The organism is Paralcaligenes ginsengisoli (assembly GCF_054781135.1).
Map to the genome: position 1 here is coordinate 14,192 of NZ_BAAGUZ010000040.1, position 13,370 is coordinate 27,561.

Genomic DNA, 13,370 nt, shown 5'->3' on the forward strand with positions numbered 1-13,370 from the left:
AAATATATCACACAACATTTCAATGAAGTTAATTTTTTTTATTTTTCCCAGGATTCAGCTCGGAACTCGTACCGCCAAGTACGGCTCCAAGATCTGCTTTCGCCAACCGCTGCGCGGCCTTGCGGCTATCGCCGGCCCAATAGTCTTTTTCGGCGAGCTCGATACGAACCGCTGTGTTTTGCATATGGCGAAACGCAGCCGCACGCGCGGCCGCTACGTCGCGTGCCTGAATGGCTTGGCAAATTGCATTGTGCTCGTCGCGAACCTGCCCCGCCAGATCATCGCGGCGCGCCTCATTGCCTCGCGTCACCCGGATTGCGTCTTTCAGCGCCCGTGTCAACAATCCGAGCAAGGCGGTGTAGTGCGGATTGCCCGTCGCACGCGAGATGGCCATGTGAAATTCCAAGTCTTCATCAACGCCATTGCCGCCCTCTTTGACCGTTTTATCGATTTCCTTCAAGGCACGCTTGATTTGGTTCATCTCAGCCGCAGTACGCCTTTCTGCCGCCAATGCCGCCATTTCCGCCTCGATACCGCGACGCAATTCGATGATGCGCACCACAGCCTTGGCGGGATTATCGTCTGCCCTTCCCAACCTGAATGCCTCGGAATTCTTGGGGTCCAGAACCACTGTTCCGCTACCCTGCCGAGTCTCCACCAATCCTTCGGATTTGAGCCGCGAGATGGCCTCCCGCACCACAGTGCGGCTTACACCATATTCCTCTGTCATGAATTTTTCGGTCGGCAGACGCGCATTGACCGGATAGCTGCCGCTGCGAATCTGAGAAGCAAGCAATTCGGTAATCCGGTCGGCCAAGGTCGGCTCGGTGGCCGAAGGGCCGATGTCGCGCCCACTGTTTTGTAGAGACATATAAGCACCTGAAAGCATTGGGAAATCGGATGTCATCATAACATTCAAATAAAATTTATTGACACATTCATATTATAAATTGGTATGATAAATTAATTAAACTTTATCTCTTCAGCAAACTCAAGCATCTTATGAGCCAAATCAAGCAATCAAAGGCCTTCCTATGCCGGCGCTTCACGCCTGTAATAGAAAAACAACTGGCACAGCGCTTCAATCTGGTTTTCAACACTGACGATTGCATCATCGCTCCGGAGGAAATCATGCAGCGAGCCAAGGGTGTTGAAGTACTGTTTGTCACGGCCACCGAATTCATAGATGCAAATGTCGTGCGGCATTTGGCACCCGAACTGAAAACAATTGCGACGTTGTCGGTGGGGCACGACCATATCGACCTGGCTGCCGCAAAATCCTGCGGAGTGCGGGTCCTGCATACGCCCGATGTCCTGAGCGATGCCTGCGCCGAAATCGCCCTGCTCCTGCTACTGAATGCCTGTCGGCGCGGATTCGAAGCCGATCGCATGGTCCGCACAGGGACGTGGCCGGGATGGGCACCTACACAACTGCTCGGGAAAGGACTAGTCGGACGGCGGTTGGGGATTTTCGGCATGGGCCGCATCGGGCGAGCCATCGCAGCCCGCGCTCTAGGCTTCGGTCTTGAAATCCATTATCACAATCGCCGTCGGCTTGATGTCGGCCTGGAAAGCGGTGCAATCTACCATGACTCGCTCGGCAGCCTGCTTGGCTCGAGCGATATTCTTGTGCTGGCTGCACCAGGATCGTCGGAACTTAAAAATATCATGGACGCCCAACGCTTGGCGCTACTTCCCGCCGGGGCGGTTATCGTCAACATTTCGCGCGGTGATCTGATAGACGACAACGCTTTAATCACAGCGCTGCAAGCCGGGCACTTATTTGCCGCCGGACTGGACGTCTTTGCCAACGAACCCCATATAGATCCGCGTTATCGTAATTTAGATAATGTATTCCTGACACCGCATATCGGCAGCGCCACCGAAGAAACCCGCAACGCAATGGGGCAACTTCTGATCGATGGCCTGGTCGAGCTGGAGCAGGGCGGGACTCCTCTGAATTTACTCATTTGAACCGAATTACAAGGAACCCAAGGCTATGAATTTGCAACGTAAGGACCTCTTCCGCCAACAATGCCATATCAATGGCAATTGGACCGATGCCACAAACCGGGAAACCATTGTCGTGGTGAATCCGGCAGATGGTAAAGAAATCGGCACAGTCCCAAAACTCAATGGATCGGATGTGAGAGATGCCATCGACGTGGCTCATGACGCGCTACCTGGTTGGCGCGGCATCAGCGCAAAAGAGCGGTCCAGAATCATTCGGCGCTGGTATGACCTATGCATGAAAAATCAGGAAGACCTCGCGCTTATTCTAACTCTGGAACAAGGCAAGCCACTGCAAGAATCTCGTGGCGAAATCGCCTACGGCTCATCATTCCTTGAATGGTTTGCCGAGGAAGCCAAACGTGTCTACGGAGACATGATTCCCGCCGCCAACGCCGATCGGCGCATCGTAGTAATCAAACAGCCGGTGGGCGTTGTGGCCGCCATAACTCCATGGAATTTTCCCAATGCCATGATCACCCGCAAGGCCGGCGCGGCACTGGCTGCCGGCTGCACTATCGTTGTCAAGCCCGCCTCGGCCACTCCGTTTTCGGCCCTCGCACTGGCGGCACTAGCGGTGGAAGCGGGCGTGCCGCCAGGCGTGTTCAACGTCGTTACCGGAGCCTCCGGCGTCGTGGGCCACGAACTCGTTTCAAGCCCCTTGGTGCGCAAACTGTCTTTTACCGGATCAACAGAAGTCGGCAAGTTATTGATGGCGCAATGCGCCAGCACAGTAAAAAAAGTTTCTATGGAACTTGGCGGAAACGCACCGTTCATTATTTTCGACGATGCCGATCTGGACAAAGCAGTAGAAGGCGTCATAGCCTCGAAGTTCCGTAACGCAGGGCAGACTTGCGTATGCGCCAATCGGATTTTTGTCCAAGAAGCCGTTTATGATACCTTTGCCGCCAAACTCAAGGTGGCGGTCGATGCAATGAAAGTCGGTAATGGCCTGGACGATGGGGTGACTCTAGGGCCTCTCATCGATTCAGCGGCCATAAATAAAGTCAAAGAACATATAGGCGATGCGCTTTCGAAGGGCGCCACGGTACTGACGGGCGGGCAAGCCCACCCGATGGGAGGCTTGTTTTTTCAGCCCACTATCCTGATCAACGTCTCGCCCGATACCAAGCTGATGAATGAGGAAACGTTCGGTCCCGTGGCTCCGCTGATCCGTTTTCAATCCGACCACGACGCTATACGCATGGCGAACGACACCCCATTCGGCCTTGCCGCCTATTTCTACACCACCAACTACGAGCGTTCATGGTGGGTAGCCGAAGCGTTGGAATGCGGCATCGTCGGCTTGAACGAAGGCATTATCTCGACTGAGCTCGCTCCCTTCGGAGGCATAAAGGAATCTGGGGTGGGCCGGGAAGGCTCGAAATACGGAATCGATGATTACGTCGAAATTAAATACATATGTGCTGGCGGCCTGGGTCAAATGCGCAAGGCATAAAGTCTCAGAGGTTTGTGTTTGATCCACCGGCTTAATTTATTAATGGAAATAAATAGAATATGACAGATTCGAACATGAAGGTCGGCCTGATCGGCGTGGGATTGATGGGCCACGGCATCGCTCTCAACATTCTCAAGCATGGCTATTCAATGCTGCTTCTGGATCATCCAGGCAATCAATCTGTGGAAGATCTGCTCGGCGCCGGTGCTGTAAAAACGGATAGGGCATCTGCCGTAGCGCAACAATCCAATGTGGTGATCCTGTGCCTGACAGGCACGCCTCAGGTCGAAGATGTCGTATATAGAGCAGGCGGATTGCTCGAAGGCATGACGCAGGGCACCATCGTAATAGATTGCTCGACCGCCATTCCCTCATCGACCTTAAAGATCGCGCGGGCTATTGAAGCAGCGGGCGGCCTTTTTCTCGATGCCCCCATGACTCGCACGCCGAAAGAAGCGGCCGAAGGCCGATTGAATCTGATCGTAGGCGGAGATCATGCACTCTTTGAACGATGCAAGCCACTTTTGCAGTGCTATGCCGAAAATATCGTATTTTCAGGGCCAGTGGGCTCAGGGCATCAGATGAAGCTTATACATAATTTTGTTTCATTGGGATTTTCAGCTGTGTTGGCCGAGGCCGCCGCCTGCGCGCAACGTGCCAAGATAAAGCCCGAGGTCCTGATCCAGATTCTAGCGAACGGAGGCGGTGACGGAGTGGTGCTCAATCGCCTACAGCCTTATATCGAATCCCGTGATAGCTCGGGCTTCCGCTTCTCACTTGCCAATGCGCTGAAAGACATGACTTACTACACAACAATGGCCGCAGAGATAGGCGCCCCACACGCCACGGCTGAAGCTGTCCGGCAAGCCTACGCGTATGGAAACCAACTGGGTTCGTCTCAGGCCTCCGTGCCAGAGCTCATCAGTATCTTGGCCGATTCGGACGCGATGATACGCCCATCTCTTTAATATTCCTACATTCGAGAAAATATTGTGATTGCCAACAGAACCTACTCGATCGCTGTCATTCCGGGCGATGGGATCGGCAATGAAGTCATGCCTGAAGGCCTGCGAGTGCTGGATGCCATAAGCGCACGTTTCGACTTCAAGCTCAAATATACTCATTACGATTGGAACTGCGAGCGCTACAAAACAATGGGCAAGATGATGCCGGACGACGGCATCGCCCGGCTAAGCGACAACGACGCGATTCTGCTTGGCGCAGTAGGCTTTCCGGGGGTTCCGGATCATATCTCGCTTTGGAATCTGCTGATCCCGATACGGCGGGAGTTCGACCAGTATGTCAATTTGCGACCGGTAAGGCTATTACCAGGCATCCCGTGCCCTTTAGCAAACAAAAACCCTGGCGATATCGATTTTTGGATAGTGCGCGAGAATACGGAAGGCGAATATTCGCAATTGGGAGGACGCATGTTTGCAGGTACCGAACATGAGTTTGTGACGCAAGAAGCGGTGTTTACCCGGCGCGGAACCGATCGGATTCTTCGCTATGCCTTCAATCTGGCCCAGACACTGGGGCGGCCGCATGTAAGCTCGGCCACAAAATCCAATGGCATCTACCATTCCATGCCATTCTGGGATGAGCGCTTCGCTGCAATGGCTGCGAATCATCCAAATGTTCGTGCCGATCAATACCACATCGATATTTTAGCCGCTCGCTTCGTCATGTCCCCCGAACGCTTCGATGTAGTGGTAGGCTCCAATTTATTTGGCGATATCCTATCTGACCTGGGTCCGGGCATCACAGGTACCATAGCTGTGGCTCCCAGCGCAAATATCAATCCCGAACGGATACACCCCTCCATGTTCGAGCCCGTACACGGCTCCGCACCCGATATCGCGGGCCAGGAAATCGCTAATCCCGTCGGCCAGATCTGGTCGGCCGCCATGATGCTGGAGCATCTTGGCGAAACCGAAGCGGCGAAGGCCATCATGCGTGCTATCGAACTCGTACTGAGCGAAGCTGACAATCCTCGCACACCCGATTTGGGTGGCCGCGCAAAGACATCGGATCTCGGCAAGGCAATCGCTAAGATTGCGGCCGTAGCCTGACCACTTCCAAACATCTCACCTTATGCGTCCTATCGTTCTCCTGACCAATCCCATTCATCCCGCCAGCATGGCATTGCTGAGTTCACAGGCGGATGTCAGACTCGCCTCCGACACTACATTTCCCACTCTGCGAGAATCATCGCGGGACGCCGATGTAATTATCGTACGGGCAACATTGCCGACAGATATTTTCGAAGGCACAAAGCGGCTGCGTGGCGCGATAAGGCATGGGGCCGGGCTGGACATGATCCCTGTAGAAGAGGCATCCAAGCTCGGCATAGCTGTGGCCAATACACCAGGCGTAAATGCCTTGTCGGTAGCCGAATATGTTGTGGGGCAGATGATCGCACTTGCGCGCCAATTGCATATCGTCGAAAGAAAGCTGCGATCTGATGGCTGGAATTCGGCACGTCAACTATCTGATAGCGCTACTGAGCTGACAGGTCGAACAGTGGGCATTGTCGGCGCCGGAGCGGTCGGTTGCGAGGTGGCGCGCATATGCCATTATGGACTGAAAATGAGAGGTATTGGCTATCGCAGAAACCCTCAGCATATGCCCGATTTCATTGAAAAGGCATCCCTGGATATATTGTTTAAAGAATCAGATTTCCTTGTATTGACCTGCCCTCTGAACGAACATACGCGCGGATTGGTCAATGCAGAACGGCTGGCATCAATGAAGCCCGGTGCTTATCTTGTCAATGTCGCCCGAGGAGCAGTGATAGACGAACAGGCGCTGGCAGATACCTTAATCAATAAACGGCTGGCGGGAGCAGCTCTGGATGTATTCACAGAACAGCCACTGCCAGCCGATTCGCCGCTGCTTGCGATACCGAATCTTATCCTATCCACCCATCTTGCCGGTATCACGCAACAAAGCATGCAACGCATGAGCGAACTCGCCGCTCAACAAGCTTTTTCTTTACTCAATGGAGCCCTGCCCCGTCACCTTGTAAACTCCGACGCGGAATCGCATATTCGCGCTCGCCTGCTCCGTCTACAGAAAATTTGATATCGCGAAAAACCGGGCAGAACCGGCCCCCAGAAGCATAGAATCAACACACCCTATGGCAACGGCATGATCGCAGGGCAGGCCATAAGGCCGCGTCGGCCGCTGTCTTTATCGAGGCCGATGTTCTCATTGCCGCAATACGCCCATCCAGGCTCTGCCCCGAGTCCTGGACTACAGGCCGCAGCAACTGCGGCAACTCACAGCCCGCGATTACCCTGGAACAGCGATCGGCAAAGAAACAGCCCGTGGGCAAGCGCCGGTTGCCGGGCAGCTCGGTATTGACCGCCGGACTGCCATCGACAAAGGGCTCGCCCAGCCTGGGCACCGAGTCGAGCAATAGTTGCGTATAGGGATGCCGGGGCTGGTTCAATACTTCCAACGTATCCCCCAGCTCGACGATCTGCCCCAGATACATGACCGCGACCCGATCGCACAAGTGGCGTACGACCGATACATTGTGAGAAATCAGCACATAGGTCAGCTGGTACCGCCGCTGCAGGTCTTGCAGCAGATTGAGTATCTGAGCCTGTACCGATATATCGAGCGCCGAGGTGGGCTCATCGAGCACGATGACATCGGGACTGGATGACAAGGCACGCGCAATCGCGATGCGTTGCCGCTGGCCGCCCGAAAACTCGTGCGGAAAACGATCCAGCTGCTCGTCGCGCAAGCCCACCTGCTGCGCCACCTGGGCGGCGCGGCGGCGCAACTCGTGCAGCTTGACCCCGCCGCGCACATATACGGGTTCCATAATGATCTTCCAGACGGGCAGGCGCGGATCCAGCGACGATTGCGGATCTTGAAACACGATTTGCACATTCGCCGCGGGCTTGCCGGCCTCCGGGGCTTCCCAGCGCACCGTGCCTTGCGTGGGTGTCAACAGGCCCATAAGCAGTTGCGCCAGGGTGCTTTTGCCGCAACCGGACTCCCCGACGATGCCCAGGGTTTCGCCGGCATGCACCGCCAGCGATATACCATTGATGGCGTGCGCATACGACTTGGGATGCCCCAGCCAATTCGTGGCTACGGGAAACCGCAATTCGACCTTGTCCAGCGTCAGCACGGGAATATGGCGCGGCGCGGCGTTAATCGTCATTGCCTGCCTCCGTGCAAAACGTGCCAGCACGCCGCCTGGCCGCGGCCGTCGGGCAAGCTCCGCAACGCCGGTTTGATCAGGCAGGCCTCGTCGGCACGCTCGCAGCGCGGCCGAAACGCGCAGCCGTCGGGCAGGTCGGCCAGGTTAGGCACCTGGCCCGGTATCGCCGGCAGGGCTGAACCGGGTTTTGCATTTTCCGGCAAACCTCCGAGCAGGCCCCGGGTATAGGGATGGGCGGGCCGCTCCATGACCTGGGCGGTAAGGCCCTGCTCGACCACCGATCCGGCATACATGACATACACTCGGTCGCAGAACTGCGACACGACCGCCATATCGTGTGTGATGAACAAAATGGCTGTGCCGCGCTCGCGCGCCTGTTCGCGCAGCAGCAGCAAGACCTGGCGCTGTACCGTGACGTCGAGCGCCGTAGTGGGCTCATCGGCAATCAGCAGTTGGGGATCGCAGGAAAACGCCAGGGCGATCATGACGCGCTGACGCATGCCTCCCGAGAGTTCGAAGGGGTAGCTGTGCAGAATCTGCTCGGGGTCGGCAATGTACATGGCGCGCAGCAATTTGACGGCTTTCTGCGCGGCCTGTGTTTTGGACAAGGCCCGATGACGCCGAATTACCCCGGTAATCTGATCACCCACTTTTTTGGTGGGATTGAGTGCTGTCATCGGTTCCTGAAAAATCATGGCCGCTTCACAGCCGCGCACCCGCAGCATCTCGGCCTCGGAGGCGTTCAGGATATCGTGGCCCAGCAGGTTCAGCGAGCCCCCGGTTATCACAAAGCCATCGCGCGGAAGCAATTTCAAGGCCGCCATGGCCGTCACCGATTTGCCCGAGCCGGACTCACCGACCACGCCCACCACCTCGCCGGGCCCTACTTTCAGCGAAACGCCATTGAGCGCCTTGACCGCCCCTTTGTACACAGGAAACTCCAGCGCAAGATCGCGAATATCGAGGACGGGATCGCCTGGTTGCGCCACTATTTCACCTTCTGTCTTGGGTCGAGCATGTCGCGCACGCCATCGCCCAGCAAATTGAAGCCCGTCGCGGTAATCAGAATGGCAAAGCCCGGAAAGACGGCATACCACCACTGGTCCAGGAAATAATTGCGCCCGGTCGCCACCATGGCGCCCCATTCGGCAGTGGGCTGCTGCGCGCCCAGGCCGATAAAACCCAATGCCGCCGCCATGAGTATGGCGCTGCCTATGTCCAGCGTGGCCTGCACGATAATGGGCGACAGGGTATTGCGGATAATGTGCCAGAACACGAGATGCCGGCGCGTGGCGCCGAAAGTGCGCGCCGCCTTGACATACGCCATTTCGCGAACGCTGAGGGTTTGCCCGCGCGCAAGGCGCACATAAAAGGGAATCCGGACAATGGTAATGGCCAGCATGGCGTTGAACAGGCTGGGGCCGAGCGCCGCCGCCAGGGCCATGGTCAGCACCAGCGAAGGCACCGACAGCACGACATCCATGATGCGCATGATCAGGCTGTCTATGCGGCCGCCCAGCACACCCGAAAAGCAGCCGAGAATGGATCCCGCAAAGCTGGACGCAAAGGCCACGAACAGGCCCACGCCTATCGATTGCCGGCCACCATACAGCACGCGGCTGAACAGGTCGCGCCCCACTTCGTCGGTACCGAACCAATGCGCGGCCGATGGCGCGGCCAGGCGATGGATCAGGTTGATGCTGTCGGGGTTGTACGGCGCAATCCAGGGCGCGCAAAGCGCGGCCAGGCACATCAGCACAATCAGGCCCAGCCCGAACATCGTCAGGGGGCTCTTGCCAAGCTGATAGGCCATGTAGGACGAGGACTCACGCCATGGTTTTCGCGGATGCGCCGCGGGCACGCCGGCCATTCAATTCACCCCTGTAATACGCGGGTCGATCCAGCGATACAGCAGATCGACCAGCAGATTAAGTAACACATAGGCAAACGACACCACCACCGCGAAACCCATGACCGCCGGGAAATCCAGGGCCTGAATCGATTCGACTACGTAGGCCCCCATGCCGGGCCAGCCAAACACGGTTTCCGTCAGCACCGCTCCGTACAGCAAGTCGCCCATCGCCAGGCCCAGCACGGTAATAGAGGGCATCAGCGCATTGGGCAAGGCATGGCGCACGATGACCGTCCAGCGCGATAGCCCGAAGGCGCGCGCCGTACGCACGTAGTCTTCGCCCATCTGCTCGAGCATGGCCGAGCGGATTTGCCGCGAGACTATGCCCAGGTGCACAAACCCCAAGGTAAACGCCGGCAGGATCAGATGCTTGAGCGTATTCAGGAACACCGGGATATTCCAGGTCAGCAGGGAATCGACCAGGTAAAAGCCTGTAATGTCGCTGGGAGGGCCCAGGCCCTGGTCCAGCCTTCCTCCGCCCGGCAGCCAGCCCAGGCGACCATAAAACAAGACGATCAGGCCCAGCCCCAACCAGAATGCCGGAGTGGAAATACCCGTGACCGATAGCGTGCGCACGAACTGATCGACAGGCTTGTTGCGATACACCGCGGAAATCACGCCAAGCGGAATGCCCAGCAAAGTTGCAAGGAACAGGGCGACGATCGCCAGCTCAAGCGTAGCCGGAAAAAAGGCGCGTATGTCTTCGAGCACCGGCCGTCCGGTGCGGATCGATGTACCGAGGTCGCCGTGCACCAGGCCCACCGCATAGTGCCAGTATTGCAGGTACAGGGGCAGATCCAGTCCGAGCTTCCGGCGTATGTGCGCAACGATTTCGTCGGTCGCCCGGTCGCCGGCGATAAGACGTGCCGGATCGCCGGGAATCAGGTGGGAAATAATGAATGTGATCAGCGAAACGCCTATCACCACCAGCACCAGGCTGAACAGCCGCTTTCTGACGATCGGCAACCAGGACATCCGGAACCTCAATTAAATTGCGGGGCCGTCCCTACTTGGTGATGTCGGCTACGTTGAATACCTGCTCGAGCATGGGGTTGAAGACGAAACCCTTGACATCGGTGCGCATGGCGGCCTGGTAATTCTTCTGGTACAGATACACATAGGCGGCATCTTTGACGACTTGCTGCTGCACCTTGTCGTACAAGGCGATGCGCTGGTTCTGGTCGCTAAGCGTGGCGGCTTCGCGCAACCACTTGTCCACTTCGGGGTTCGAGTAGAACGAACGATTGCCGGCCAGCCCCTGCTTGTCGGAATCGAACCAGTAGCTGGTGAACATGTAGGGATCGGCGAAGTCGGGGCTCCAGTTGCCGACTGAAATATCGAAGTCGCCCTTGCCCAGTTGTTCGCGCAAGGTCGCGTTGGCCAGTTTTTCCAGCCTGACCTTGATGCCGATGGCCGCCAGGTTGGCCTGGGTGGTGAGCGCGATGGCCTCCCAGTTGGGATCCTTGGTGGAGTACTTGAGCACCAGCGTCGCCTTGGCTTCGCCGGATTTTTTGAGTTCGGCCTTGGCCGCATCGAGATTCTGCCTGGGCAAGGGCAGCTTGGCATCGTAGCCCCACATGCCCTCGGGTATGGGGCCGCGAGTTTGTTTGGCCTGCTTGAGCAGAATGCCGTCGATGACGCCGGTGTAGTCGATGGCATCGACCACGGCATGGCGCAGATCGGGATTCTTGAGCGGACCTGTCTTGTTGTTGAGATACAGGTAAGTCACGCGCAAGGAGGGATATTCCACCACCTTGACGGTGGGCGTGGACTTCAGGGCCACTATTTGGTCGACCGGCATTTCCTCGGCAATATCCAGATCGCCATGCTGCAGCTGCAAGCGGCGCGATGTTGCCTCAGGCACGATCTTGATGACCACCTTGGCCATGTGCAGCTTCTTGGTGCCGCCGTAATGGGGATTGGGTTCGAGTGTCAAGGCCTGGCCTTTCTGCCATGACACCAGGCGGTAGGGACCGGACCCCGCGGTATTGCGCGACAGGTACGCGTCGATACCGCCGTCGCGCTTGGCCGCGTCGGGGTTGATGATAGCTGCGCCGTTATTGGCCAGCGTGTATAGAAATGGGGCGAACGGTGCTTTAAGCCGGAATTGCACCGTCATGGGATCGATGACCGTCACTTCGAGCCCTTTCGGGAAAGCCTCGGACGGCCCTTGCTTGAGCCTTAGCAGGCGATCAAAGGAAAACTTCACCGCCTGGGCATCGACGGCCGCGCCATCGGCAAATTTCTGATTGGGCTGAAGCTTGAACGTCCAGGTAAGGTTGTCGGGCGATACGGTCCAGCTTGCGGCCAGGTCGCCTTCGACCTCGGTCGAGCCCTTGCCGTCGGCGGTTTGCTTGTAGCGCATCAACTTCTGATATGCCGGGTAGGTAACAGTCCAGTCGTTATTGTCGATCGTGATCGCCGGATCCAGCGTTTGCGGATCGGCCGACTTGCCGATCATCAGCGTATCTTTGGGCGCCATGGCCTGCGCCGCCGACATCAAGGCAACCATGCCCAGGCCGGCAAGCAATACCAAAGGGCGTCGATGCAGCAGAGGCAAACAGGCGAAACGGAAAGCCGACTTGAACATCACACATCTCCAGTGAGAACCATGAACACCCCCGCAACTTACACGAGTCACCCACACCTGGCAATACACCTGAACCAGGCATATATGGGCGTTCCCGCCGGCTCAAGCCGAGCGGCAGGTCGCCAGGCCTGCCGAATGCAGGCGACAACGGCCCGCCTACTTGTCTACCGCCGTGACGATAGGATCATCCAGCAGAGCATAAGACTTGGAGTCCGGCAGCTCGTAATGCCACCATTCCGTGTTGATCGAACGAAACCCCGCACGCAGCATGATTCCAAGCAAAAGGCTGCGGTTGCGTTGCACGGCGACAGGCAAATCGTCGCGATCATGGTGCGAACGATCTTCCATGGCATCGAAGCCCGTGCCCATGTCCAGGGCCACGCCTTTGTCGTCGAGCAAGGTCGCATCGACAGCGGTGCCGCGAGTATGGTTCGAGCCCAGATTCGCATCGGCGATATAGCGCGGATCGGGACACAGCGCCCAGAAAATCCGCTGGGCGCGCGGCGGACGATAGGCATCGAATACCTTTATCCGATAGCCGGCACGCTGCGCGGCTACGGCGGCCTTCAGCAAACAGGCGGCGGCCTCTGGGCGCAACGCGCAGCGCGCCGCGGCGTAAACAGGCCGGCCCGCCAGATTGTCGGCGCTCGCGTAAACCAGGTCGATATCGACGGGATAGTTTGCGGAAGTGATTTCCACCAACTCACCCGAGGCGATTGAGGGTGATCCATTTAGGTGGACAGTCAGGGGGTTGTCGAGGGAATTGATCTGGACGGCGAGGGTAGCCATGGGGTCGAGATTATTGCTATCTTTCATCGGTTCTTCTGAATGGTCGGTGAAGGCCTGTTGCGTTCGAGCATCTGTGATTCGTGTGCGACTCAAAGCCGGGTCAGGCGCCCGCCAGGCTGCGCGCGTGGCCCGGCGAGCCGTTCAATGGCTGTTGCCGCGCCGATCGCGCTTGATCAGACGCACCAGCCAAAATAATAATGTCAGGGAGCACGCTACGCCTACCCCTAGAAGCAATACCACAATAATATCGGTGCTTGTCATGGCAGACTCCTTGTCTACACGTCCTGTTTCAGGGCATAAACCCAATTTAACGCCTTATCGGGCGATCTTGCCAGAGTTTACTTATTTCAGCGTATTGCCGGGCTCGCGCCGCAACAGTGAATTGGCACATCGGCGTATCGTGCGGAAACGCCTGCCGGGCTGCCATCGC

Annotated in this window: 12 protein-coding genes; 5 read left to right on the forward strand and 7 right to left on the reverse strand. The window is 57.2% G+C overall.

The window, feature by feature from the left end; translation table 11 throughout:
- Window positions 1-28 precede the first annotated feature (28 nt).
- Window positions 29-871 (reverse strand): FadR/GntR family transcriptional regulator, encoded by an 843-nt coding sequence (locus ACYVIS_RS18730; RefSeq protein ID WP_232742093.1) that lies wholly within the window; start codon window positions 869-871, stop codon window positions 29-31.
- A 131-nt stretch (window positions 872-1,002) separates the two neighbouring features.
- Between ACYVIS_RS18730 and ACYVIS_RS18735 the strand changes: the two genes are divergently transcribed.
- The 5 genes from ACYVIS_RS18735 (at window position 1,003) to ACYVIS_RS18755 (ending at window position 6,553) form a co-directional block, all read left to right on the forward strand.
- Window positions 1,003-1,974 carry a 2-hydroxyacid dehydrogenase gene (locus tag ACYVIS_RS18735; protein ID WP_232742092.1) on the forward strand — a complete coding sequence of 324 codons (972 nt, stop codon included), beginning with the start codon at window positions 1,003-1,005 and terminating at the stop codon, window positions 1,972-1,974.
- A gap of 25 nt (window positions 1,975-1,999) precedes the next feature.
- Window positions 2,000-3,469: an NAD-dependent succinate-semialdehyde dehydrogenase gene (locus ACYVIS_RS18740; protein ID WP_460874724.1), complete on the forward strand. Its 1,470-nt coding sequence runs from the start codon at window positions 2,000-2,002 to the stop codon at window positions 3,467-3,469.
- Between the two features lie 74 nt (window positions 3,470-3,543).
- The gene (locus tag ACYVIS_RS18745) at window positions 3,544-4,437 is read left to right on the forward strand and encodes an NAD(P)-dependent oxidoreductase (protein WP_460874725.1); all 894 of its coding nucleotides are present in this window, start codon (window positions 3,544-3,546) and stop codon (window positions 4,435-4,437) included.
- A 24-nt stretch (window positions 4,438-4,461) separates the two neighbouring features.
- Window positions 4,462-5,541: a tartrate dehydrogenase gene (locus tag ACYVIS_RS18750; RefSeq protein ID WP_460874726.1), complete on the forward strand. Its 1,080-nt coding sequence runs from the start codon at window positions 4,462-4,464 to the stop codon at window positions 5,539-5,541.
- Window positions 5,542-5,563: 22 nt separating this feature from the next.
- Complete coding sequence (locus ACYVIS_RS18755) at window positions 5,564-6,553, forward strand: hydroxyacid dehydrogenase (RefSeq protein ID WP_460874727.1); 990 nt, start codon at window positions 5,564-5,566, stop codon at window positions 6,551-6,553.
- Between the two features lie 43 nt (window positions 6,554-6,596).
- Here ACYVIS_RS18755 and ACYVIS_RS18760 read toward each other — a convergent pair whose 3' ends face one another.
- The 6 genes from ACYVIS_RS18760 to ddpX all read right to left on the reverse strand — a co-directional run bounded on the left by ACYVIS_RS18760 (window position 6,597) and on the right by ddpX (window position 12,868).
- Window positions 6,597-7,649 carry an ABC transporter ATP-binding protein gene (locus ACYVIS_RS18760; protein ID WP_232742088.1) on the reverse strand — a complete coding sequence of 351 codons (1,053 nt, stop codon included), beginning with the start codon at window positions 7,647-7,649 and terminating at the stop codon, window positions 6,597-6,599.
- Window positions 7,646-8,638 carry an ABC transporter ATP-binding protein gene (locus ACYVIS_RS18765; RefSeq protein WP_232742087.1) on the reverse strand — a complete coding sequence of 331 codons (993 nt, stop codon included), beginning with the start codon at window positions 8,636-8,638 and terminating at the stop codon, window positions 7,646-7,648. Before ACYVIS_RS18765 ends, ACYVIS_RS18760 begins: the two co-directional genes overlap by 4 nt.
- Complete coding sequence (ddpC, locus tag ACYVIS_RS18770) at window positions 8,638-9,519, reverse strand: D,D-dipeptide ABC transporter permease (protein ID WP_232742086.1); 882 nt, start codon at window positions 9,517-9,519, stop codon at window positions 8,638-8,640. The genes ACYVIS_RS18765 and ddpC overlap by 1 nt, the downstream gene beginning before the upstream one ends.
- Window positions 9,520-10,536, reverse strand: a complete 1,017-nt coding sequence (locus ACYVIS_RS18775; RefSeq protein WP_460874728.1) for an ABC transporter permease — start codon at window positions 10,534-10,536, stop codon at window positions 9,520-9,522.
- A 31-nt stretch (window positions 10,537-10,567) separates the two neighbouring features.
- Window positions 10,568-12,151 carry an ABC transporter substrate-binding protein gene (locus tag ACYVIS_RS18780; protein WP_460874729.1) on the reverse strand — a complete coding sequence of 528 codons (1,584 nt, stop codon included), beginning with the start codon at window positions 12,149-12,151 and terminating at the stop codon, window positions 10,568-10,570.
- A 156-nt stretch (window positions 12,152-12,307) separates the two neighbouring features.
- Entirely contained in the window at window positions 12,308-12,868 is a 561-nt protein-coding gene (gene ddpX, locus ACYVIS_RS18785) for a D-alanyl-D-alanine dipeptidase (protein WP_370636016.1), read from the reverse strand.
- Window positions 12,869-13,370: the final 502 nt, after the last annotated feature.